A 24,098-nucleotide genomic window follows, 5' to 3' on the forward strand; every position below is an offset into this window, starting at 1 on the left:
CCTTGTGAAAAATAGAATATTCTTGTATTTGGTTGAGCTTTCTGTTGGTTGAACTTATCGGGAGGTGCTGACCGCAGTTCAAATAAAAAGAGCTACCATTGGCAGCTCTTTTTTATATCAAATGATCATAACTAAATAATTACAGTTTAGCGGCTTCGTCAAATACTTTATGGGTGTAGGCACCTTCGGGCATTTTGGTGATAACCGGTGTTGAATCACTATCGAGTAAGATTTTAACGGTACGGTCAAAGGCTGCGGGTTCGAGGTAACCAATGCCTTTATCGCTATTACTTAACAATTTTGCAACCTCAGTGGCCATGCGAATTTGATGTGCTTCAGTTTGCGCGCCAGTATCATCGTAGTCTAATACAATGAGAGCCGCTTCTTTGGGATGTGCTGCTGCCCATTCCCAGCCTTCAATCGATGCTTTGAGGAATTTGGCATAGGTAGTGACTTTTTTACTGTCTTTTAGACTGTCTTCTAGAACGTACAGGCCATCCTCTAGCGTTGCAACGCCTTCATCTTCATACTTGAATAGCACTAGTTCGTCGTTGCTTAAACCGCCATCAAGCACTTGACCGTATTCGTTGTAGGTCATGGTGGAGACACAATCAGCTTGACCTTGGAAGATCGGATCAACATTAAAGCCTTGTTTCAATACTGTCACGCCATCTTTGCCGCCGGTGGTGGCGTAACCGAGTTTAGACATCCAACTTAGGAAAGGGTATTCGTTGCCGAAGAACCAAACCCCTAAGGTTTTACCTTTAAAATCTGCCGGGCTGCTAATGCCACTCGACTTAAGGCAAGTGAGCATCATGCCTGACTTACCGTAGATTTGACCTATATTGACCAGTGGCAGGCCTTTTTCTCGGGTAGCAAGTGCAGAAGGCATCCAGTCTACAATTACATCGGCACCGCCGCCTGCCAGTACTTGGGCTGGCGCAATATCGGGTCCACCAGGCTTAATGGTTAAATCGATCCCTTGGTCTTTGTAAAAACCTTTATTGAGCGCGACGTAGTAACCGGCAAATTGGGCTTGAGTGACCCATTTTAGTTGTAAGGTTAGTTTTTCAGCTGCGCTTGCGCTGAGGCTAGCGGCCATTAAAGCGACGCCAGATGCTAGTGAAATCAGAGATCGATTCATAGTTAATTCCCTTTATTGCTACAAGTGTTTGAAGTAATTGCCTAGGGGTCTGATGTCCCTAGTGTTTATTCCCACCTCGAAACGAGGGGTGCCAAAATAGCAGTGATTTTTCTAACAAGGCTAAAGCCCCGTAACTTAAAGAGCCGGCAATTGCTGCTACCACAATCGTGGCCCATACCATGTCCATGTTCATTCGGCCAACCTCGGTTGAAATTCGAAATCCCATGCCAACAATCGGGGTACCAAAAAACTCGGCCACAATAGCGCCAATTAAGGCCAACGTTGAGTTGAGTTTTAAGGCGTTAAATATAAAAGGCAGTGCTTGCGGCAGCTGACTTTTGATGAAGATTTGGGTTTTACTGGCGGCATAGGTATGCATCAAATCTCTGTGGATCGCATCTGTTGCCTGTAGGCCGGTTAGAGTATTAATAAACATGGGGAAGAAAGTCATGACCACGATCACTGCGGCCTTGGATTGCCAATCGAAGCCAAACCACATCACCATAATCGGCGCGATCCCCACAATCGGAATGGCCGACATAAAATTACCCAATGGCACCAAACCATTACGTAAAAACGCACTTTTTACCGCCCATTGCGCGACCACAAAACCCGAGGCGCAACCTAGCAAATAACCCGCGAGAACTGCTTTTAAGTAAGTCTGCTTAAAGTCTCCCCATAACATCGGCAGATTATTGATTAAGGCTGTGAAAATTTTAGAAGGGGCGGGTAATAACACTGCAGAAATAGCGTAACCAGTGACGATGCTTTGCCAAGCAAGGATCAGCATAAAAGCAAATAAGCTAGGGATCAGTGGTTTAATATAGCGAGCAAATGCCGGGCGTGAAGTACTCAAATGAGTGAGCTGACTTAACAGCGCCGCAGTGGCGTAAGTCGCTAACAATAAAAGGATAATCAAGCTTGGTGCTCGTTGGTAAAAGCCTGCTTCCACTTTCATCGTCAAAGCCAGTTGCAGTAGCAGCAAGCCAAGATATAAGGCATTAGAAAAATAGTTAAGCATTGCTCAATCCCCCGCGTCGTTTTAATAGCGACTTTTCAGCCAAACCGACAAGCCATACTAAGAGTGAGCCAAGCAGTGCAGCCATGATTAATGCAGCCCAAATTTGCTGGGTTTGTCCATAATAGGAGCCACTGAGTAAGCGAGAACCTAAGCCACCTTGAGCCCCGGTTGGCAGCTCGGCAACAATGGCGCCAACTAAGGCTGCGGCAATCGCAACTTTTAAACTGGCAAACAGGTAGGGTTGGGCAGAGTACCAGCGTAGTTTCCAGAATACTTGCAGGGTGCTGGCACTATAGGTATACATTAATTCTTCGTGAATGGTGTCGGAGGCGCGTAAACCTTTAACCATACCGATGGTCACCGGGAAGAACGACAAATACATCGAGATCACGGCTTTGGGGACCACGCCCGTAATATTGAGTGCGCCGAGTACCACCACAATGATTGGCGCGATGGCCAAAATGGGAATGGTTTGTGAGGCGATCACCCAGGGCATTAAGCTTGCTTCTAAGGTTTTGTTATGCACAATACCGATGGCAATTAGCATGCCTAATAAGGAGCCAAAAACGAAGCCTAAAAGGGTTGAGTTAAGGGTAATTAGGCTGTGAAATACCAAGGAACGCTTAGAAGTTACCGAGGTATCAAAGACCGATTTTTTAAGTTCTAAAGCCACCTGATGGGGGGCTGGTAACATCGGCCTTTTAACTTGATACGCTTGGCTGATGACCTGGCTATAGCTCCAGTCTTGTTTCTTACGTTCAAGGTTATGGATCAGTTGGTTGCCATTCATGATCAATGCGGCCAAATACCAAATGGCGAGTAGCGCGATGATTAAGCTGGCTAAAGACAGCCACTGACGGTCCTTCGTAGTGCTTTGCATAGTTTACTCTCTGCTGTGCTTAGTCAATGGCATGATCGGTGGCCAGTGCGGTACGAATTTCCGCGGCCAGTTCATGAAAAGCCGCTTCATCTCGCAGTGCTAAGGTTTTCAAACGAGGTAAGGGGCTTTCGATGACTTTCACGATCCGTCCAGGGCGCGGTGACATCACCACAATATGGGTCGACAACAGTACTGCTTCGGCAATGGAGTGCGTCACAAAGACCACGGTTTTTTGAGTCTCTTGCCAAATTCTCAATAGTTCTATGTTCATATGGTCACGGGTAATTTCATCCAAAGCGCCAAAGGGCTCGTCCATCAACAACAGGTCGGGATTGAGGCACAGCGCCCGAGCAATGGAGGCGCGCTGTTGCATACCGCCAGATAACTGCCAGGGAAATTTATTATGGAAGTCTTGTAGGCCTACCATCTTCAAATACTTATCGATTTGCTTTTGTTGATGGGTGCCAGTTTGTCCGGAGATTTCCATCGGCAGTGCGCAGTTTTGTTGAATGGTACGCCAGGGTAATAAACCTGGGGCCTGAAACACATAGCCATAAAGTCGATTTAAGCGAGCGTCTCTGGGTGAAGTTCCATCAACCTTTATTTTCCCTGCTGTGGCCTGCTCTAAATCGGCGATCACTCGTAACAAGGTGGTTTTACCGCAACCTGAGGGGCCGATAAATGAAACAAAATCCCCTTCGTTAATATTGAGCTGGATATTCGACAAGGCATTGACCGGTCCATCGTTGGTATTAAACACCAAAGACAAGTCTTCAATGGCAATCATCGAACGATGACTCGGCGCTTTATCGGCAGTGGTTTGTTCAGTGGTCTGTTGTGCTACTGCTAACATAGTCTCTCTCTCATATTTTTATTGTTTTTGGGCGGCTCATTTGAGGCGGCAGCGTTATCGTTCTATTCCAACAGGTGCATGGCTTTGGTTATATTTTTGAACCGCTTCGAAAATCGAGGGAAAGGCTGGACGTTTAATGTAACGTCCGGCACCTTCAACCACGTTTAACTGACCGTTTTTAAAGACGACATTGCCTTGGCTGATGGTGATGTGCGGAGCACCTTGTACTGTTCGGCCTTCGAAAATATTAAAATCTATTTTTTGATGATGGGTTTTGGCCGAAAGGGTATGTGTTTTTGTTGGATCCCAAATCACGATATCGGCATCAGAACCCACAGCAATACAGCCTTTCTGAGGGTAAAGATTGAATATTTTGGCACTGTTGGTGGACGTCACTGCCACAAACTCGCTCTCGCTTAAACGACCTTTATTCACTCCAGAATCCCACAGCACCATCATTCGATCTTCGACGCCAGCAGTGCCATTGGGGATTTTAGTGAAATCGTCTTTCCCATTCGCTTTTTGGTCAGCGCAGAAGCAGCAGTGATCAGTGGCGGTGGTTTGCAGGGTGCCGCCTTGTAGCGCCTTCCATAGAACTTCCTGATGTCCTTTCGGTCTGAACGGCGGGCTCATTACATGCGCAGCGGCACTGGCCCAGTTACTTTGTCGATAGACACTGTCGTCCAACTCAAGATGACCAGCTAAACATTCACCGTAAACTCGTTGGCCTTCATGGCGCGCCCGAGCGATTTCATCCACCGCTTCTTTACAAGAAACATGCACTAAATAGAGTGGCACACCGAGCGATTGCGCAATCCGAATTGCGCGGTTGGCGGCTTCGCCTTCCACCTCGGTTGGGCGCGATAGGGGATGCGCTTCGGGGCCGGTTAAGCCGGCTTTGAGTAATTTCTTTTGTAGGTGATCGACCAACTCGCCATTTTCGGCGTGTACCGTTGGCATTGCGCCTAATTCTAAACAGCGATTGAAGCTATTTACCAGTGTTTCATCTTCGGCCATGATGGCATTTTTATAGGCCATGAAATGCTTGAAACTGTTTACCCCTTCTTGGTTCACGAGTGTGCCCATATCTTGATAAACGCTGTCGTCCCACCAGGTGATGGCGACATGAAAGGAATAATCGCAAACTGAGCGAGCCGCCCAGTCCTTCCAGGTTTGGTAGGCTTCCATCAGTGGTTGCTGGGGGTTGGGGATCACAAAATCGATAATCATGGTGGTACCACCGGCGAGTCCTGCGGCGGTGCCACTATAGAAATCTTCGCTGGCGACGGTTCCCATAAAAGGTAATTGCATGTGGGTATGGGGGTCAATACCGCCGGGCATTACCAGCTTACCGCTGGCATCAATCACTTCAGCGTCACTGGGAACATCTAGATCTTGGCCGATGGCTTTGATTAAACCGCCTTCACAGTAAACGTCGGCAAAGATGCTTTGGTCAGCGTTGACCACTTTGCCACCCTTAATTAGTACACTCATTGCTAACTACCTCGTTAATTGATTCAAAGGGGCATCAAGTTGTCTATTGTGATGCAAAACCCTTACCTTAATTAGGTGTTATGCAATAGATTGACCAATTGGACAGTTTGTTGGTTATTGTTAATGCTAAGCCGCATGAACACTGGTTTTATTCGGATAGCCACTGGTTTGCATAGTGAGTCGGATAGACTCGCTTACGCGCCATTGCAGGGCGTATATTCCCACTTTTAGTGCATAAAATTTGAACGAAAATACCGGGTCGTGCTACTGAAAATTAGAATCGAAAAAATAATGCACCATTTAATCCTTAATTATCAGTAGTTTAGCTTTTACCGTCTAACTTCTTGTCCGCTTGGTCAATACTTTGCATGGTTGAGTGCAACGCCGAGGGCGGATTTAACACAAAAATGAAACAGTTTGGTTGAGTGGAGGCCAGTATGAGTAGCTACAAAATTAATAGTGATCGTTTGTGGGACAGTTTGATGCAAATGGCAAAAATCGGAGCCACCGAAAAAGGCGGTTGCCGACGATTAGCATTAACTGATTTAGATAAACAAGGTCGAGAGCTTTACATTAAATGGGCTGAAGAGGCGGGTTGTAGTGTAAAAATTGATGCTATTGGTAACATTATGTGTACTCGCCCCGGTGAAGATATGAGCCTGCCGCCTGTGGGAACGGGCAGTCATTTAGATACTCAGCCTTCGGGAGGAAAATTTGATGGTGTATTTGGCGTATTATCGGGTTTAGAAGTGGTCCGTTCGCTCAATGATCGTGGCATTAAAACCAAACATCCCATTGAGATTTCGGTCTGGACCAATGAAGAAGGCTCGCGCTTCGCCCCCGCGATGATGGGCTCTGGCGTAGTCTCTGGGCGTTTTAGTTTACAAGAAATTTTAGACAGTTTGGATGTAGACGGTTTGCGTTTGGGCGATGAGTTAGAGCGGATCGGCTTTGCTGGCGAAACGCCAGTGACGGGTCGAAAATTTCATGCTTTCTTCGAAACTCATATCGAGCAGGGCCCTTATTTAGAAGCTGAAGAGAAACAGATAGGCGTGGTCACTGGTGGGCAGGGGCAACGTTGGTTTAATGCCACGATTACCGGTCGAGAGTCTCATGCTGGGACGACCCCGATGCACCTGCGAAAAGATGCGTTGCTGGCCAGTGCGCAATTGATGCAACAAGTGGAGCAAATCGCTAAAGCACATCCACCGGGGTGTGGTACGGTAGGTTTTGTGCAGGTGTTGCCAAATTCGCGCAATACCATCCCCGGTAAAATTGAAATGAGTATTGATTTACGCCACCCCATCGACGAAGAACTCAGCGCCATGGATCAAGAACTCAAAGCCGCGGTGGCGGAGCTTGAGCAACAAACTGGTGTTGAAGTTGCGCTCGATCCATTCTGGTATTACGAACCTATCCATTTTGATTCGGCCTGTGTTGATGCAGTGCGAAATGCTACGGTCAGTTTAGGTTATAGTCACATGGATATTATTGCTGGAGCAGGTCACGATGCCTGTTATGTCTCTGATTTTGCGCCAACCAGCATGATTTTCACGCCTTGCTTAAATGGTATTAGTCATAACGAGATAGAAAGCACCACTCAGGAAGAATGTGAAGCGGGTTGCTCGGTGCTGTTAAATGCCATGCTTAGTATGGCTGAACAAGTCACAGAAGCTACAACGGTTGAAGATCTTGCGTTGAGTAAATAGCTGCTTATTCTGCGGTGAAATCTAGCTTTCACCGCAACAAAGGATTAGAAATTATTCTAATCCTTTGTTTTTATGCCTAGTATGCGTCTCTATTCCCTGTTCATTGTTGGCTCAAACCAATTTGCTCAATTTTAATGAAGCATCGATTCGTGGTCGTTGCGAGCATTATTTCGCTAAAGTAACTTGATGCCGCAACCTTTAAGCACCAAGCGAGCAATTAATTCCATACCTTCTTCAAAATCACTATCATCCAGGGCATCTTTGTTTAACATCAGGCTACTTTGAATGGCGTAGTCGGCATAGGCTTGGGTTGAGGCCCAAATCATGAACATTAAATGTTCTGGATTAATCGGTTCCATCCACTGCTTGGCGATCCAATCTCGAAATACCTGGCAGGTTTTATCAAATTGCTGTTTTAACTCGGTGGCTAACTGTTCTCGCAGGTAGGGGGCTCCGTGTAAGATCTCGGCAGCGAAAATCCGTGAAGCGTTGGGGTGTTGTTTGGATTGCTGCATCTTCTGCAAAATGTAATGGCGTAGCGCCACACTGGGATGTTGCTCGGGCGTCATTTGATCCATGTGGCTCATCCATATGACGAGTTGCTGGCTGAGTACCCCCTTATATAAAGCCTCTTTAGTTTTGAAATAATAAAGGACATTGGCTTTGGGTAATTCAGCTTTTGCCGCAATGGCTGCAATGGTGGTTCCCGAGTAACCGTTTTCGGCAAATAACTGCTCGGCAACTAATAGAATTTGCGCGAGATTGTCTTTACGAATATCTGCTAGCTTACGGCGTTTGGTATTCGTGGTGGTGGTTTTGCTCATGGGCTGATTGCTCTCTGCACTAATATGAAGCTATTTGCCTTGATACTGGGCATGCTTAGTTCTACCCACTGACTGACAGCATAACTCTAATCAAGACTTATTGTTAACTATCTGTTTTTTTCATTCAATGACTATTTATTTTTAGCCTTATTAAACAGATGGTTATATTACTAGCCCCGAACCAAAAATCACATCTCCTGACCGTTTGGTCAGAACATGGTATAGGCTTTGCTTTGTTTTTGTACAAGCAGAGAGTTTTATCTCGGCATTATAAAAAAAATAGGGAGATCCCATGGTGATGAGTATGGAAAAGCCTGAGGGCTATTCACAACAGCAGCTAGCCCTTGATCAGATGTTCAAGGATATCAATCCAGCCTTAAGTGCCCGCAAAGCTGGCATCGAAAGTTCGCGTTGTTACTATTGTTACGACGCGCCTTGTATTACCGCCTGTCCTTCAAAAATTAATATTCCGAGTTTTATTGCCAGTATTCATACTGACGATTTAACTGGAGCGGCTAAAACCATCTATCAGGAAAACATCATGGGTGGCAGTTGCGCCCGGGTGTGTCCAACCGAAATTTTGTGTGAACAAGCCTGTGTGCGCAATAAAGAGCAGGAACAGTCACCGGTTAAAATTGGTTTATTACAACGGCATGCCACCGACAATGCGGTGTTTGAGGGACATCCTTTCGAACGAGCCGCGCCGACCGGTAAAACTATCGCGGTAGTGGGCGCAGGCCCCGCTGGCTTAAGTTGTGCACACCGCTTGGCGATGCTGGGCAATGAGGTGGAGATCTTCGAAGCGGCAGCAAAAGCGGGTGGCTTGAATGAATACGGCATTGCCAAGTACAAACTTACCGACAATTTTGCTCAGAAAGAAGTTGATTTCATCTTAGGGATCGGTGGCATCACCCTGCATACCGATACCGCCTTAGGCCAAGATGTCAGCTTGAGCGAGTTGAAGCAGCGCTTTGATGCGGTGTTTTTAGCCATTGGCTTACAGGACGTTCAGTCCTTGATGTTGCTCAACGAAAGCCATCCGCAAGTACTCAATGCCGTGGATTACATTAAAGAGCTACGCCAGGCTAAAGATCTCGAGGACTTGGCGGTCCCGCTGGACAGCGCGGTGGTGATTGGTGCCGGTAATACCGCCATCGACATGGCCTGCCAACTCAAACGTTTGGGTACAGAAGAGGTGACGCTGGTTTATCGTCGCGGCGAAGCGCAAATGAGCGCCACCGAGCACGAACAGCAAATTGCCAAAAACCATCAGGTCAGAATAAAAACCTGGGCCAAACCAGAGCAAATTAATCTGGACCAAGATGGGGTATTACGCAGTATGACCTTCCGTAAAACCTATAGTGAAGATGGCCAGCTTAAAGATACTGAGCAAACCTTTGATGTTGCTTGTTCGGCAATATTTAAAGCGGTCGGCCAGAAGTTTGCTTACCCCAACGCAGAGCAGCTGATCCCCACCGTAAGCAATGGAAAAATTGCCACCTTTGGTAAGCAAATCACCAGTATTGACGGCGTGTTTGCCGGTGGGGACTGTACCAGTGAAGGACAAGACCTCACCGTAGAAGCGGTGCAGCAGGGCAAGTTGGCAGCTATCGCCATTCATCAACAACTTAACTCAGTGGAGGCTTAATACCATGGCCGATTTATCAATTGAATTTGCAGGGATCAAATCTCCCAATCCATTTTGGTTGGCCTCTGCGCCACCGACGGATAAAGCCTATAACGTCGAACGCGCTTTTGAAGCGGGCTGGGGTGGAGTGGTTTGGAAAACCTTGGGCGAAGATCCAGCGGCGGTGAATGTGTCCTCTCGCTATTCAGCAATCTATGATCATAATGGTGAAGTTTCGGGCTTTAACAATATCGAATTGATCACCGATCGCAGTTTGGAAATCAACCTGCGTGAAATCGAGGCGGTGAAAAAAAGCTGGCCCGACCGAGCCTTAGTGGTTTCCTTAATGGTGCCTTGTGAGGAAGAATCATGGAAAACCATCGTGAAACAAGTGGAACAAACCGGCGCTGATGGCCTCGAACTTAACTTTGGCTGCCCGCACGGGATGCCAGAGCGCGGGATGGGGGCTGCGGTAGGCCAGGTTCCAGAATATGTGGAGATGGTGACTCGTTGGTGTAAAACCTATAGCAAGTTGCCAGTGATCGTGAAACTCACCCCGAACATCACTGATATTCGTTTCTCGGCGCGCGCTGCCAAAAATGGCGGTGCTGACGCGGTTTCATTAATCAATACCATTAACTCAATTACTGGGATCGATTTGGATCAGATGGCTGCGCGGCCCTTGGTGGATGGCAAGAGTACCCACGGTGGTTATTGTGGCCCCGCGGTGAAACCGATTGCCCTAAACATGGTCAGTGAAATCGCGCGTGATCCGGAAACTGCAGGCCTACCTATTTCAGGGATCGGTGGCATTGGTAACTGGCGCGATGCAGCGGAGTTTATCTCCTTGGGCTCAGGTTGCGTGCAGGTGTGTACCGCTGCGATGATCTACGGATTCAGAATTGTCAGCGAAATGCAGCAAGGCCTGTCGAATTGGATGGACAGTAAAGGCTACAAGAAAATCTCCGATTTCCAGGGGCTCGCAGTACCCAATACCACCGATTGGAAATACCTCAATATGAACTATAAGGTGGTGGCCGATATTGATGAAGATAAATGTATCGGCTGTGGCCGTTGTTACATCGCCTGCGAAGATACCTCGCATCAGGCAATTAGCAAGACCGCTCGTCCCGATGGCAGCGTCGCTTTCGAAGTGATCGAAGATAAGTGTGTTGGCTGTAATCTGTGCCAGATCACCTGTCCGGTGGATAGCTGTATCAAGATGGAGCAAAAAGAGGCCGATAAACCCTATATGAACTGGACTCAGGATCCGCGCAACCCTTACCGGGACGTTTCTTAGGCTCTTTATCTTAGGTGCTTGCTCTGCTGCATTGGCGGAGCAAGCGTTGCATCAACAAGATCACCGTTTTCATTCTATTTATTTGTTTTTAAAGCTAGAACAAATAAGTCCCAAACTACTGGGTCCACTTTATTTCATGCTTCAACCCAAATTATATGTAATCACAAAAGTTAATTATGACTCTGTTGTGTATTTTTGACTTTTTGTTGGCTCTGCGCTGCAATGGCGATCTGTTCTAGCAAGGATAAGCGATTAAATGAATTTGGAACGAGTAGTACTTGGGGTGGCGTTGGCCGGTCTATTAATTTCATGTAGTCAGCGACAGTCGGCTCCGACAGCATCTCAGCAGACTGTTGTTTGCTGTCAGGTAAACGTTCCATATAATCGTTTTATGACTTACGGGGGCTTAAGCGACGATATCAGCGCGTTGATGAAGGCCGCTAATACTGCTAGTGTTTTCTCCGTAAAGCAGCTGCTAGAAGTTGAGAAAGTTGATGTTAATCAACTAGATAATAATGGTCAAAATGCTTTGCACCATGTTTCATCCTATTCCATTGCAGGGGGCGAGCCTTACCTGAAAAAAATAGCGGTGTTGTTGATTGAAAATGGTATCAATATTGATCAACAAAATCGGCTAGGGGTCAGCCCCTTAATGGCTGCGATTCGACAGCATAACTCAAAGATTGCGATAGAGCTGATAAAGCGTGGGGCAAATGTCAATCTGGTCGATGAAAAGGCGATAAGCCCCTTGATGTTAGCTGCTTATTATGGACAAATCGCAGTGGTTGATGCGCTGCTTGGTGCCGGGGCTAATATCAACGCCCAAGATCAGCAAGGCAGAAATACACTGCATTACTTGGCGACTAGGTATTTGCCTCGTCAATATGCCGATTCAGAAAAAATTGTCCGGATTTTGAAAACAGCGGGTATAGATAGCGCTGGCACTGCAAGTGATGGTCGCTCAGCCTATCAATGGGCGATTGAAAATCAACTCAATAAATTGGCCTTTGTCATCCGAACGTCACCTGCTCAGGGCAGTCGTGAGGAGCAAATAAAGCGAGCGATTGAGCATTTAGAGCTGCCATTTATCGCGAGCTTAACGGAGACAAATGATGGTCAGCAGCGTTTAAGTTCTGCGTTAGCGGGGTGGCTACCGTTACAGGTACAGATGAATCGCTACGACGGTGAACAATTAGATACTAAACAAGCAAAAATGTTGCAATTAATTGGTCCTTATATGGATATTAATCTGCGGAATTCCCGTGGGCAGACCGCTTTGCATATTGCTTCCACCAATTTGCAAATTGAAAGCATGCGCAGCTTGCTAAAATTTAATCCAGATCTGTCGCTGATTGATCATCGTGGACTTACTGCGCTTGATGTCGCAGCCTTGAGCGGAGAAGAGCGTGTTTTTAATGTGTTTTTTCAGCCGACTCAATTGTCGTTGTCATTCACTTTGTTTAAAGCGGATATCCTCAGTCGCGTCGCAGGGTTAGAGAGTCGAGGAGACTACGGTCCTTCGCAGATCACTGATACGCTTTTGCGTTTAGGGATGGATCCAAACGCCATGAACCAAAAGGGACAAACTGCCTTATGTCTCGCGGTTAAGTTTAATAAACCTAGGACTGCGCGGATCTTATTGGACCATGCTGCAGATGTCGATTTTGCTGATAATCAAGGATTGACACCGGTGATGTACGCGGTGAAATTTGGGCGACTCTCCATGCTTAGGCAGTTGCTTCGCCATGATCCCGATTTGACCTTTCGCAATAATCAGGGTTTAAGCGCCATCGAGATGACTAAACAAGTGAGTAGTGTGGGCGGTCAAGGCGTTCAGGAGATTATGTTTTCTTTGTTAGAGCGTTAATCATATGCGCCGAATCTCACGGCTGCAACAGGGTGTTCGCGCTTGATTCACAGCAAGTCGCCAGATAAGCACAAGTCCGTTTTATGTAGGTTTTTACTTACCGTGCAACTTTATTGTGTGGTATGTATTTGCTTCATCAGCTATCACGATTTTTGAGTGCCAAGCTGGTTCGTTGTTTGATGGGTAAGCTTTGCCATTCTTTGATGGCGGTAAAGTTGTTCAAGACTTTACCGCTAGTCGATTAAACTTATATTTTACTGTTGTTCAAAACGAGGGTAATCAGTTAGACCATGATGGTTACCTCCGAATAGGGTGTTGGGATCATGACTCGCCCAGGCTTGATGGTGTTTAATTCGAGAGGGTAAATCGGGATTCGCAATAAATGGGCGGCCAAAAGCTATCATATCGGCGAGGCCGTCTTCTATGGCTTGGCTGGCGCTTGCTGCCGTGTATTTTCCGGCGTAGATAATGGTCCCTGCGTAGGTTTTGCGTAGTGCCTGTTTAAAATGAAGCGGCATTGGCGGCGCATCGTCCCAATCGGCTTCGGCAATGTGCATATAGACTACTTGATGTTGATTGAGCAACTCGGCCACCGCAGTGTAGGTTTGCTCGGGGTAGGCGTCTACGGTGCCATTTAAGGTGGTGAGCGGAGCTAGTCGCACGGCGACTTTGTCTGCACCAATAGCACCCACTAAGGCTGTAAGTACTTCATCAAGAAAACGTAAACGATTGCTAAGGCTACCGCCATAGGCATCGGTTCGCTGATTAGATTCAGAGTCGATAAATTGATTGATTAAGTACCCATTGGCGGCGTGTAACTCTACCCCATCAAAACCAGCTTGTTGTGCATTGAGGGCCGCTTGGCGAAACTGCTCAATCACTAGATTAATTTCTTTTTGGCTCATTTGTTTGGGCGTGACCACATCTATAAACCCCGGTTGCTGACTACCGTTATCCACAAATACTTTCACGTTTTCGGCTTTAAGTGGCGAAGCGGACCAAGGCTGAGCACCGTTAATATTATCCGGGTGAGTGACTCGTCCTACATGCCATAGTTGCGCAAATATCACACCTGCCTGCTGGTGAACCGCATCGGTCACTAAACGCCAGCCGTCAATTTGTGCTTGAGAATAGATCCCGGGAGTCCAAGCGTAACCTTTAGCCCGTTCTGATATTTGAGTCCCTTCACCAATGATGAGTCCTGCTTCACAGCGCTGCATATAGTACTCGGCCATCATTTGATTGGCGGTGTCTCCAGGCTGAGTAGCACGCGAGCGTGTCATCGGCGGCATGACGATGCGGTTTTTTAATCTAAATTTACCAAGTTGAATGGCTTGAAAGAGTGTGGCTGTCATGTGTGAGATCCTCGAAAAACTAGAGCATCAGTGTAGCAGTTGAGTGCGCTTGCAATCAGTCCGTAGATGACAAATTATTTTTGTGAATTTCACAATAATTAGTTTTAAGTGAAGCTTTATTTTATAGGCTGAGTCGTGGTTGGATAAAGTCGATAAAAGAAGAGATCCGCCGTGCTAATGAGGAAGACTTGTAATACACCGCGTGTATTTGTTCACGGCCCGTATCGTAAACGGCTTCTGAGCCAAATAAGCGGATCATCGTTCCATGAGCGATATCTTGTTTAACCATATAACCGGACAAACAGGCAATGCCGTTACCGCTTAATACCAATTGGCGAACGGTTTCGCCGTTACTAGCAATCAGTGAGGGAGCCTCTAAACTAAAACCCTTAAGTGGCCATAAATTGAGGTTTTTGCTGGTGAAACCTAATAAATCATGCTGTTGCAAGTCGGTAATATGCAGCGGCACACCACGGCGTGCCAGATAGTCGGGAGAGGCGACCACGTAAAGTGGGCTTTTACCTAAAGGGCGAGCGTGCAGAGTTGAATCACTTAGGCGACCGATACGGATCGCAACATCAACTCGTTTCTCGAGTAAATCAACATAGCCTTCGTTGGAACTCAGTTCTAAGTCAATGTTGGGATAGGCTTGCTTAAAGTCATGTATTAACGGCACCAGTTGATGCAACACAAATGGACTGGCGGCATCGACGCGTAGCTTGCCTTTGGGAAATGCATCGTTTGCTAACAGCTCTTCTTCTGCATGTTGTAGTTGGAGTAGGCCGAGTCGAACGGCTTCGATAAATCGACGCCCCTCATCGGTCTGGTGGATCCGCCGAGTGGTTCGATTGAGCAGTGTCACACCGATCTGTTGTTCAATCTTCGAGACTGCCCGCGAGACTCGCGCGACTTGAATATTGAGCTGCTCGGCAGCAGCAGAAAAGCCACCGCAATCAACGACAGCAATTAATATTTCAAGATCGTCTGAACGGTTTCTCAAATTTAACATATGGGCTCCAGAGCGAGAATGATTTGATGATGCTATTGGTTGTTACATTCACAATATTTCTTGTGTAACTTATCTTATTTTGACAAATATTATTAACTATTTTATCCCAGTATCTGGCCTTTGTTGGGGTCGGTTCATCAGCGATATCAGTTTCCGGTGAAATATAAGTTCGCTTGCTAAGGTCTTGTTTGGAACTTACTTAGAACGATTCATTTTTTTGGCATATGGGATCTGTACCTTGAATAAATACATTCCGCTTATTTTGGCGATTTACGTCGCTTTTGTATTCTTACAATCGCTGTTTTTTAAATTTGCAGGTTGGTTTGGCCATCCCGCTGACATTACAGTTTATATTTTTCAAACCGTGGGAACTTGGCTCAGCAGTGGTTTAGGGCTGGAGTCGGTTGGCTCGCTGTTTGCTCAGTATGGTGAAACGCTAATTGGTTTGGTGGAATTGGTTGCCAGCATTCTCATTTTACGTAAAGCGACTCGGTTTTATGGGGCAGCGCTTGCGTTCGTGGTGATGTCTGGGGCGATATTTTTCCATCTTTTCACGCCTTTGGGCTTATTTCCGTTTACTGATCTGAGCTGTTTAAGCGACGGTTGTCCACGTGAATATCCGCTGTTTTTTATGGCCGTGGGTGTTTGGTTGAGTAGTGTTTATTTACTTTACGCAAAAGTGAAGAGAGATCGACTCGGCGCTGATAAACGATAAGGACTCGCCGAGCGAGCCCTTTGTTGTTTTTTAGATTTACCGAGTATAGCCGTTAAATTTCTTCTCGTGACCAATACTCGACATTGGCCCATGTCCAGGTAAGAACTGGTAATCATCATCTAGGCTATAGAGCTGAGTTTTAATGGCATTGATCAGCGTGGGGTGATCGCCCTGAGGAAAATCGGTTCGGCCAATCGAACCATTAAATAAAACATCACCTACGATAGCGAGTTTGGCAGCGTGATCGATAAACACCACATGGCCTGGAGTGTGGCCGGGACAATGTCTGACCTCAAGTTCTATTTCTCCTAGAGCGATGATGTCGCCATGCTCTAACCATTGATCTGGGCTGAAACTTGCAACTTCTGGAAAACCAAACATTTGGCACTGCATTGCCATTTTACTAAGCCAAAAATCGTCGTCTTGATGAGGCCCTACAATGGGAACTTGATAGCGCTGTTTGATTAAGCTGCTGGCTCCTACGTGGTCAAGATGACCGTGGGTTAACAATATTTTAGTCACTTTCACACCCGCTTTGTCGACGGCGGCTTGAATGAGCTGCGGGTCGCCTCCGGGATCGACAATTGCCGCTTCTAAGGTTTGCTCACACCAAATGAGGCTACAGTTTTGTTGAAAAGGGGTCACAGGGATAATTTGATAGGCCATTTTACTCATACTCTGAATTGTCTCCCACTTAGTGTACGGATGCGGCTGAATATTTCTACAGTTGTGTGCAACTAAAACGCGACTTGTGGGTGCTTATGTTTATAATACTAATATCTCACCCAATCGAAGGAGATTCCCTTGATAATCAAAGATATTATGCAGACTAGAGTAGTCAGTGTTGATATGGATCAGCGGCTATTCGATATTAAAGACATTTTTGACAACGTGAGCTTTCATCACTTGGTGGTACTCGATGACGATGATCAAGTGGTTGGCGTATTAACTGAAGCGGATGTGCTGGCGGCTTTAAGTCCTTTTCTTGGTAAGGCTGCGGAGAATCAGCGAGATATTAAAACCTTAACCCAACGGGTTCACCAATTGATGACGCGCGATCCACAGTGCTGCTTTGCCATCACCAGTGTGACGGATGCGGGGCGTTTAATGATTGAACAAGGTTTGAGTTGCTTGCCAGTGATTGATGAACATCAGCATCTGCAGGGTATTGTGACCTGGAAGGACATCTTAGCCTTTTTGTTGGTTAGTAATAATAATTCATGAGTTCTTCATTGAGCATTAAGACCCCAATCATGTTTATGGCTTGCCCCAATGATGCGGGTAAATCTTTTGTGTGCGCCCTGATTTGCCGTTACTTGAGTACTTAAGGGCTTGATGTGGTTCCTTTTAAGGTACAAAACATGAGTCACAATGCGGCCGTCACCGACCAGGGAGGTGAAATTGGTCGTGCTTAATACCTGCAGGCTTTAGCCGCTCGGCAACGGCCTTGTATTGATATGAATCCGGTATGATTGAAACCGCATAGCGAACTCGGCGCACCGCTAGTGATTCATGGTGAGGTGAGCCATCAGCTATGCCATCGACTGGCATCAGCGTAAAGCCGTTCTTTGGCTTGCGGTTTTGGCAAGTGTTCAGCGTTTACCACTGCAACATCAATGTCTCGTGATTGAAGGAGCAGGCAGTCCTGCGGAAGTTAATCTACCTAAAAGCGCTATCGTTAACATGGAACTCGCCTTAGCGTTGCAGGCTTCGGTTTATTTGATTGTGGATATCGACTGAGCTGGTGCTTACGCCCATTTGCTTGGGACATGGATGTGCCTTAGCCAAGTAGAGCAAGCTCGTGTTAAAGGTTTTGTCTTGAACAAGTTTCGCGGTGAACAGACGCTATTCGCGGATGCTAATCAGTGGGTTTTGCAACAAACAGGAATTCCTATCGTAGCGGTGCTCCCTTGGACAGCCCACCAACTGTCGGAAGAAGATAATTTCTTTCATCGAAATCAATGGCAGCTGGGCACCACCAACATTGCCTTAATGGTTTATCCCTTTGCCAGCAATCTGGATGAATTTGACCGATTAATTTATCAAGCAGGTGTTAATCTGGTGCCACTACGCGATGCTCAAGATTCAAGTTATTACGATGCGATTATTTTATCCGGTTCGAAAAATGTTTCAGCTAGCCGAATGCATTTGGCGCAGAGTGGTTTAGATCAGGCGATTATTCACGCGGCGAAACAAGGGGTGAGAGTGACTGGGATTTGTGGTGGCTTGCAAATACTAGGCGAGCAAACTCTAGATCCTTTGGGGCTTGAAGGGCAAGGTTTTGAGGGTTTGGTTTTACTACCAATCATCACCGAATATGCCGATGCTAAGGTGACCACGCAACGCGACGTTGAGTGGCAAGAGCAGCACTTAGCTTGTTACGAAATTCATCACGCTGCAAGCCCTTGCGTTGAAGCGCTAAAGCCCTTTGTTGAACAAGTTACCGGCTGGCAATTAGGTGTGGTGCAGGGGAGTTATTTACATGATTTATTTATCAATCGTAGTTTTCGTCAACACTGGCTCGAAAGTTTAGCTTGGCAGGGAAAATGTGAAGATTGGCAGCAGGTGATTGGTCGGGAGTTGGATCCTTTATGTGAGCACTTGGATTTACCCCTAAGTCAAATAAGCCAGCATGCTGGCTTATCCTGAGTTTAAGTTGATTGTTGCGGCATTATTTCATCCACCCTTGTTCTTGATAATATCGTAGGGCACCTGGGTGCAGTGGCGCCGTGAGATTTGTATGGATCATTTGCTGCACTTTTAAATCGGCTAATGCCGGATGTAAGGCGCGTAAAGTGTCGAGGTTTTCAAAAATTGCCGCGACAAAATCATGTGCCGTTTGCTCCGATAGTTGTTTGTCTGCAACTAAGGTTGCGCTGACGCCAATCGATTGCACATCTTTCGGGTTACCATGATAGGTTCCCCCTTTAATGCTTACCGGAGAAAAATATGGGTATTTTTGGGCTAAGGCGGCGATTGTCGTGGTTGACAGACTCAGCAAATTGGATTCACACATTGTGGTCGCGCGGGTAATCGAGGTATTGGGGTGGCCAACCACATAAACGATAGCCTCGGTTTTATTGCCACATAGCGCGCGGCTTTGTTCGTCTGGTTTTAGATGACCTAGCTGGGTAAAATCGCCATCTTGCCAATGCAGCTGTTGCATGATGAGTTTCATCGTCGAATATTGGCCAGAACCAAGTGGCCCAACATTGACCGAATGTCCTTTCAATTGTTCAACTTGGTTAATCTTTAGCTGGGCCTTCGCTAATACAGTAAAGGCCTCTGGATAAAGGGCTAACAGAGAGCGCATCTCCTTATAGGCTCCTTGTTTGGCAAACTCACCGCTGCCTTTGTAGGCTTGCCAATGCACATCCGACTGAACGATCGCTAAATCGATATCGCCACTTCGTAGTGCTTGGATATTGTCACTGGAGCCCCCGGAACTTTCTGCGGTGCAACTGAGTTTTCTATGGTCACTATTTTGTTCTAGTTGTCGACACAAGGCGTTGCCAGTCGGGTAATAGACCCCGCTTACGTTACCAGTACCCAAAAATAAGTACTCGTTCGCCCCGGTGAAGTTGCTGCTTAAACTCAATATAATCAGCAATAAAAAATTGGAAAATCGTTTCATTTTTTCACCTAAGTTTGCTCTTTATCCATAGTGCAAGTTGGTTAATATACACTCTTATGCTAAAAAACGCTTGTTTGAGAGACTAAGTTTGGTTAGGGAAAACAACAGCTTTTTTAGTCATGAAGTGTTTATTGATGGATCCCGCGAAGGTGCCTAATGCCAGTTTAATTGAAAGTCGAATTGCGATATGTGGCCAATGAAGGGACTTAACTTGTATTTATGTCTTATGTCAATAGCGGTTTCCATGCATTTAGTATCCTTACCTGATGCTCCAAAGATATGAATTTTTAAGAAGTGAGCTTGTTTAGCGGTGCAAGGATTGGAAGTGTTTGGCAGCTGTTCAGCTTATCTCATGCGCTTACTTTGTCTTAATCTGAATCACTAAACCACGATGACCTCGCAGGATAATGGTTTATACTAGGCGTAAATAAAGCCCTATATTGATTGTATTTTGTTAAATAACTCAGTTGTATCATTTCCTTTGTTAGAAGTTTGCTGTTATAGCGTTGCAGATATCGAAAAAGCAATTGCGGGCGGGGCCCATCGTATTGAATTCTGTGCCGGCCAAAGTGATGGGGGGACTACGCCAAGTTATGGCGCATTGCTGCAGGTTCAGCACTATCTCACTCAGATCCCTATCGTGGTTATGGTGAGACCTAGAGGCGGGGATTTTTGTTATCAGCCTCAGGAACTGATGCAGATGGAATCCGATATTTTACTGATTAAAGAACTCGGTTTTCATGGCGTGGTTAGTGGCGCCCTCAATCCCGACGCGAGTGTTGATGTGAGTGCCTGTCAGCGGCTTGCTAAGGCAGCGCAAGGCATCGATTTTGTGTTTCATCGCGCCTTCGATTGTGTGGCCGAGCCGAGTTTTGCGGCGAAATGTTTAGCCGATATCGGCGTAACTCGAATATTGAGCTCTGGCCAGCAAGATAAGATAGAACAGGGCGTGGAGCTAGTGTTAGCATTACAGCAACAATTTCCCCAGCTAGAATGGCTAGCGGCGGGAGGCGTGAGAGCTCATAATATTGGTGAGTTACTTGAGCGTGGTATTCAGCAGCTACATAGTGCCGCGGCAGAAGACCTACCGAGCGTTTTTGCCACCCAATATGCCAAGGCAATGGCGTCGGCGAAGGATGTATCAAGTGAACTGACCCGCCAAACAGTATCGCAGTCTTTGGTTCAGTTGATGGTGAAACAGATGGAGCGAGGGCGCTAAGTTAATGTTGCTCGCTCTATGGCATCGCTGTCAGCATTTTTTTTTCTACCTAGCGAATACTCTTAAACACCGCGGTTTGGCAATGTTTGCAGCCTATTTGTTGGTGCAAGCATGTTGGCTCGCGGCCTTCGCACCACTCACCATTGTGGTCAGTGAATCACTGATGTCGTTGTATGGCCTACAGGGCGTTGCAAATCAGCAGTTACTCGGTTTTTTCCTCTCCCCCAGTGGTTATTTGTTTGCGATTTGGCTGGTTGCGATGGCTTTGTTTAACTTCTTTTTGCAACAGGGGGTACTCACCTTATTGTTGGCTCAGCATGAAGTTAATCGGCGTTCAATTTCTCAAGCGATTCATCTATTGCTACGTCGCGCTTGGTCGATTGCGGGTTTAGCTTTTTTGCAATCAGTATTACTGATTAGCATTTGTTGTAGCTTGTTATTTGTTGGTCGTTGGCTGTTTGGACTGATGCTGGCCGATTGGGACATTAATTACTATCTCACCATGCAGCGAAGTCAGCTGTGGTTCTTTCTCAGTGTATTATGTTTAGGCGGTTTGCCGGTCACTTTTTGGCTGGCGAATCAATGGCTGAAGTGGTGGTTTACTTTGCCATTTTGCATGTTACAAAGGCGAACTCTGCTTGGCCAGTTGCGAGATTCTACCGATTTAGCTCAGGGCCAGCGTAAGTGGATTGTACTTATTACAGTAATTTGGTTAGCGCTAAGAACCTTGGTATTTGTGGTGCTGGTTGCTGCATTTATTTGGTTGTTGCATGTGACTATTGATTGGTGGGATCCACAGCAGTTATCCAACTTAGCTTTAGTGCTATTTAGTTTTGCATTGTTGGCGGGGGGATCAGTTTTAAGCTTCTTGGATACTTGGCTCTATGCCTGTATTCAGTTTTATATGTTTAAAGTGTTGGTTAAGCAGACAAGGGGAAAATTAGCCAATGAACATCAAGCGGTATTAAAAGAAAATCATCGCTTACATTTAGGTTTTAGATTGCTATTGCTGGCGAGTCTATTACTTGCGGCGAATGAGTTCGCTGATGAAGTGGACAGTTTTACCCAACGTTTTGCTCAGAGTAGTCAATTCTCGGTTATGGGCCATCGCGCTGGTGGTTATTTGGCTGAAGAAAATAGCTTAGCGGGTTTGCAAAAGTCTATTGAACTGGGTTTAAGCATGACCGAAATTGATATTCAACTCACTGCCGATGGACAAATAGTGGTCGTTCATGACCGTGATCTAGGACGTTTAACTGGCGATCCGAGTGTGGTGCATCTGAGTAATTTTGCTCAGGTTCAGCAGGCTTTTGTTGCTGCCGGGCTCCCGTCTCCTCAGCCTTTATCTGTGTGGTTAGCTAAAAGTGCTGCTCAGATCACGCTGAACCTAGAATTAAAACGTTATGACGATTCTCTAGATTTAGTACCTGCACTCCTGACTCAACTCAAGCGTTACCCATATCCGGTGGTCGTCAGTAGCTTAGATGCGGAGTTACTCAATTATCTTAAGCAATTGATTAAAGGTACCCCGTTGGCGGCAAGAGTCAAAACTGCATTTATTGCGGCTGCCAGCTTTGGTGAATCGAGTTTGCTTCAGAACGCAGATATGTTAATGGTGAATCAACAGTGGGTTAGTCCTTGGCGCTTACTCAGTGCTCAGCAGCGCGAGCAGAAAATCTACGTTTGGACGGTGAACCGAGTCAGTGAGGTTGAACGAATGTACTATCTAGGGGTTGATGGCGTAATTACCGATGAGCCGATCATGGCACTGCAGACTATTCAGCGGCTTGAGCAATTGAGCGAAGTGGAGCACTTGCTGAATGGTTTTCGATATTGGCTAAACTTTTAGTTGTTCATTATTAAAAAAATGCTGAAATTGCAACCAGTATTGACGCTGTTGTTGCCAAGAGCTGAGCTGAAACTTGAGGGTTTGCTTGGCTCGACGTTGGTTGAGCGCATAAAGACTTAAGCGAGAAATACAACCTAACTTTGGATATCCACCGATGGTTTGTTTGTCGATCGATAATACAATGGGGTGTCCGCTGGGAGGCACTTGCACGGCGCCAAGTGCGATAGGTTCTGATTCGCCACTGGCGGGGACGCTATCAAGGGATACTCCATCTAAACGAATGCCCATTCGGTCACTCAGAGCACTCACTCGGTAGGTTTGGTGACATAGGGTTTGGATAGCATGCCTTGAAAACTGATGAAATTGATAGCCGGGGATCAAATTTAAACATAAGGCTTGGTTATAGTCTGGGATGAAACGGTTCGGTGTTTGTTTTCTGGGCTCGATTGCAGAACTTAGATAGTTGAGTTGATCCCCTTGACTTAACCAGCGGCCCATAAAAGGACCTAAACCTTGTCGCATTGAGCTACTAGCACTCCCTAACTGTTTTTTCACTTGTAAACCACCTTTAATGGCGAGGTATGATCGTAATCCAGAGCGTGCGGTGCCAAGATTCAAGCTTTGGCCAGCCAAAACCGTAAAGCTCTGCCAAGGGGCGGGTTGGGGATTGCGACTTGCGCCGCTCACCTTGAGTGGCATATCTGCACCGCAAACCGCGACTTGGCATGTTTGGTTAAATTGGAAAGTTGCGCCTCCAATGGCAATTTCTAGGGCTGCAGCTCCTGGTGCATTACCGAGTAGTCGATTAGCCCAAAGAAAGGCATGTAAATCCGCAGCGCCACCTGGACTGATCCCGATGTCTTGATAACCGGTACGGCCCTGGTCAACTACGCTGGTTTGTGGGCCACTTCTTAATACGCTTAATTGACCTACCGGAGACATGCTTTCGCCTGTAATTGTTGAAATTGCTGAAAATTGATTTGGTAAAAGCGGATCTGATCGCCGACTTTTACCGGACACATATCTTGACTTGAGGGGTCAAAAAAACGCATTGGGCTTTGACCGATGACATGCCAACCGCCGGGACTCGCTGCCGGGTACACAGCACTCATGTCTTCAGCAATCGCGATGCTGCCCGCTGCTACATGGCTTGCAGGGGTAGATTTTCTGGGGAGTTGTAGGGATTTAGTTAAACCTGATAAGTAAGCGAAACCGGGCATAAAGCCGATCGCCTTGACTTGATAGTGACCAGCCAAATGCAACTCGACTAATTGTTTTACATTGAGCTGTAAATGTGCGGCGGTTGCCTCTTGGTCGGGGCCTAAACGCGGATCATAACAAGCTGGAACGTGTATCGTTTTCACGGGTTTTGAGTGACGAGTCAACTGAAAACGGCTTAACAGCGACTCCAGATCATTTAACTCAGTTTGATAATCGAAAATGCAGAGTAGGCTGTCAGACGCAACGATAACATCGTTTACGCCCTTGATATTTTGCTTAAGTTGCTCCGCTAGACTCGGTAACGCGGCCTGAAATTGGGGGGACTTACAGCTGAGTAAGAGACTGTCTTCATTCACCCAATCGATACAAAACATGTT

Annotated in this window: 22 protein-coding genes; 10 read left to right on the forward strand and 12 right to left on the reverse strand. The window is 46.5% G+C overall.

Annotated features, from left to right (window positions below):
- Nucleotides 1–139: 139 nt before the first annotated feature.
- The 5 genes from ACRRS1_RS10255 to hydA are packed head-to-tail and all read right to left on the reverse strand — an operon-like array spanning nucleotide 140 to nucleotide 5,392.
- Nucleotides 140–1,144, reverse strand: coding sequence for an ABC transporter substrate-binding protein (locus tag ACRRS1_RS10255; protein WP_432459313.1), 1,005 nt, complete (start codon nucleotides 1,142–1,144; stop codon nucleotides 140–142).
- A gap of 58 nt (nucleotides 1,145–1,202) precedes the next feature.
- On the reverse strand, nucleotides 1,203–2,165 hold the full coding sequence (locus tag ACRRS1_RS10260; RefSeq protein WP_432459314.1) for an ABC transporter permease: 963 nt from the start codon (nucleotides 2,163–2,165) through the stop codon (nucleotides 1,203–1,205).
- Nucleotides 2,158–3,045, reverse strand: a complete 888-nt coding sequence (locus ACRRS1_RS10265; protein WP_432467866.1) for an ABC transporter permease — start codon at nucleotides 3,043–3,045, stop codon at nucleotides 2,158–2,160. The genes ACRRS1_RS10260 and ACRRS1_RS10265 overlap by 8 nt, the downstream gene beginning before the upstream one ends.
- Nucleotides 3,046–3,064: 19 nt before the next feature.
- Nucleotides 3,065–3,898 carry an ABC transporter ATP-binding protein gene (locus tag ACRRS1_RS10270; protein WP_432453277.1) on the reverse strand — a complete coding sequence of 278 codons (834 nt, stop codon included), beginning with the start codon at nucleotides 3,896–3,898 and terminating at the stop codon, nucleotides 3,065–3,067.
- Between the two features lie 54 nt (nucleotides 3,899–3,952).
- Nucleotides 3,953–5,392, reverse strand: a complete 1,440-nt coding sequence (gene hydA / locus ACRRS1_RS10275; protein ID WP_432467864.1) for a dihydropyrimidinase — start codon at nucleotides 5,390–5,392, stop codon at nucleotides 3,953–3,955.
- A gap of 437 nt (nucleotides 5,393–5,829) precedes the next feature.
- Here hydA and ACRRS1_RS10280 point away from each other — a divergent pair, with 437 nt between their 5' ends.
- A complete protein-coding gene (locus tag ACRRS1_RS10280) occupies nucleotides 5,830–7,101 on the forward strand; it encodes a Zn-dependent hydrolase (RefSeq protein WP_432453275.1) in 1,272 nt (423 codons plus the stop codon).
- A gap of 173 nt (nucleotides 7,102–7,274) precedes the next feature.
- Here the strand turns inward: ACRRS1_RS10280 and ACRRS1_RS10285 are convergent, their stop codons facing one another.
- Nucleotides 7,275–7,925, reverse strand: coding sequence for a TetR family transcriptional regulator C-terminal domain-containing protein (locus ACRRS1_RS10285; RefSeq protein ID WP_432467863.1), 651 nt, complete (start codon nucleotides 7,923–7,925; stop codon nucleotides 7,275–7,277).
- A 304-nt stretch (nucleotides 7,926–8,229) separates the two neighbouring features.
- Between ACRRS1_RS10285 and ACRRS1_RS10290 the strand changes: the two genes are divergently transcribed.
- From ACRRS1_RS10290 to ACRRS1_RS10300, 3 genes are all read left to right on the forward strand, one after another.
- A complete protein-coding gene (locus tag ACRRS1_RS10290) occupies nucleotides 8,230–9,573 on the forward strand; it encodes an NAD(P)-dependent oxidoreductase (protein WP_432467862.1) in 1,344 nt (447 codons plus the stop codon).
- Between the two features lie 4 nt (nucleotides 9,574–9,577).
- A complete protein-coding gene (gene preA, locus ACRRS1_RS10295) occupies nucleotides 9,578–10,852 on the forward strand; it encodes an NAD-dependent dihydropyrimidine dehydrogenase subunit PreA (RefSeq protein WP_432467861.1) in 1,275 nt (424 codons plus the stop codon).
- Between the two features lie 256 nt (nucleotides 10,853–11,108).
- On the forward strand, nucleotides 11,109–12,719 hold the full coding sequence (locus tag ACRRS1_RS10300) for an ankyrin repeat domain-containing protein (RefSeq protein WP_432467860.1): 1,611 nt from the start codon (nucleotides 11,109–11,111) through the stop codon (nucleotides 12,717–12,719).
- A gap of 254 nt (nucleotides 12,720–12,973) precedes the next feature.
- Here the strand turns inward: ACRRS1_RS10300 and ACRRS1_RS10305 are convergent, their stop codons facing one another.
- Entirely contained in the window at nucleotides 12,974–14,074 is a 1,101-nt protein-coding gene (locus ACRRS1_RS10305; RefSeq protein WP_432467859.1) for an alkene reductase, read from the reverse strand.
- Between the two features lie 121 nt (nucleotides 14,075–14,195).
- Nucleotides 14,196–15,074 (reverse strand): LysR substrate-binding domain-containing protein, encoded by an 879-nt coding sequence (locus ACRRS1_RS10310; RefSeq protein WP_432464717.1) that lies wholly within the window; start codon nucleotides 15,072–15,074, stop codon nucleotides 14,196–14,198.
- 247 nt (nucleotides 15,075–15,321) lie between these two features.
- Here ACRRS1_RS10310 and ACRRS1_RS10315 point away from each other — a divergent pair, with 247 nt between their 5' ends.
- The gene (locus ACRRS1_RS10315; RefSeq protein WP_432453269.1) at nucleotides 15,322–15,798 is read left to right on the forward strand and encodes a hypothetical protein; all 477 of its coding nucleotides are present in this window, start codon (nucleotides 15,322–15,324) and stop codon (nucleotides 15,796–15,798) included.
- 36 nt (nucleotides 15,799–15,834) lie between these two features.
- On the opposite strand, the gene ACRRS1_RS10320 is transcribed toward ACRRS1_RS10315, so the two are convergent.
- Nucleotides 15,835–16,464, reverse strand: a complete 630-nt coding sequence (locus ACRRS1_RS10320) for an MBL fold metallo-hydrolase (protein WP_432456183.1) — start codon at nucleotides 16,462–16,464, stop codon at nucleotides 15,835–15,837.
- A gap of 138 nt (nucleotides 16,465–16,602) precedes the next feature.
- Between ACRRS1_RS10320 and ACRRS1_RS10325 the strand changes: the two genes are divergently transcribed.
- From ACRRS1_RS10325 to ACRRS1_RS10335, 3 genes are all read left to right on the forward strand, one after another.
- Nucleotides 16,603–17,022 carry a CBS domain-containing protein gene (locus tag ACRRS1_RS10325; RefSeq protein WP_432459322.1) on the forward strand — a complete coding sequence of 140 codons (420 nt, stop codon included), beginning with the start codon at nucleotides 16,603–16,605 and terminating at the stop codon, nucleotides 17,020–17,022.
- Nucleotides 17,023–17,379: 357 nt separating this feature from the next.
- Nucleotides 17,380–17,538: a hypothetical protein gene (locus ACRRS1_RS10330; protein ID WP_432459323.1), complete on the forward strand. Its 159-nt coding sequence runs from the start codon at nucleotides 17,380–17,382 to the stop codon at nucleotides 17,536–17,538.
- Nucleotides 17,539–17,616: 78 nt separating this feature from the next.
- A complete protein-coding gene (locus tag ACRRS1_RS10335) occupies nucleotides 17,617–18,447 on the forward strand; it encodes a hypothetical protein (RefSeq protein WP_432459324.1) in 831 nt (276 codons plus the stop codon).
- 22 nt (nucleotides 18,448–18,469) lie between these two features.
- Here ACRRS1_RS10335 and ACRRS1_RS10340 read toward each other — a convergent pair whose 3' ends face one another.
- Nucleotides 18,470–19,432, reverse strand: a complete 963-nt coding sequence (locus ACRRS1_RS10340; protein WP_432459325.1) for a TAXI family TRAP transporter solute-binding subunit — start codon at nucleotides 19,430–19,432, stop codon at nucleotides 18,470–18,472.
- A gap of 451 nt (nucleotides 19,433–19,883) precedes the next feature.
- On the opposite strand from ACRRS1_RS10340, the gene ACRRS1_RS10345 reads away from it, so the two are divergent.
- Both ACRRS1_RS10345 and ACRRS1_RS10350 read left to right on the forward strand, forming a co-directional pair.
- Nucleotides 19,884–20,651 carry a copper homeostasis protein CutC gene (locus tag ACRRS1_RS10345; protein WP_432453263.1) on the forward strand — a complete coding sequence of 256 codons (768 nt, stop codon included), beginning with the start codon at nucleotides 19,884–19,886 and terminating at the stop codon, nucleotides 20,649–20,651.
- A 4-nt stretch (nucleotides 20,652–20,655) separates the two neighbouring features.
- A complete protein-coding gene (locus ACRRS1_RS10350) occupies nucleotides 20,656–22,500 on the forward strand; it encodes a glycerophosphodiester phosphodiesterase family protein (RefSeq protein WP_432453262.1) in 1,845 nt (614 codons plus the stop codon).
- On the opposite strand, the gene ACRRS1_RS10355 is transcribed toward ACRRS1_RS10350, so the two are convergent.
- Nucleotides 22,489–23,442, reverse strand: a complete 954-nt coding sequence (locus ACRRS1_RS10355) for a biotin-dependent carboxyltransferase family protein (protein WP_432467858.1) — start codon at nucleotides 23,440–23,442, stop codon at nucleotides 22,489–22,491. The genes ACRRS1_RS10350 and ACRRS1_RS10355 overlap by 12 nt on opposite strands.
- On the reverse strand, nucleotides 23,430–24,095 hold the full coding sequence (locus ACRRS1_RS10360) for a 5-oxoprolinase subunit B family protein (protein WP_432467857.1): 666 nt from the start codon (nucleotides 24,093–24,095) through the stop codon (nucleotides 23,430–23,432). Before ACRRS1_RS10360 ends, ACRRS1_RS10355 begins: the two co-directional genes overlap by 13 nt.
- Nucleotides 24,096–24,098: the final 3 nt, after the last annotated feature.

Origin of the sequence: Agarivorans sp. Z349TD_8 (genome assembly GCF_050870825.2) — a bacterium.
GTDB lineage: Bacteria > Pseudomonadota > Gammaproteobacteria > Enterobacterales > Celerinatantimonadaceae > Agarivorans.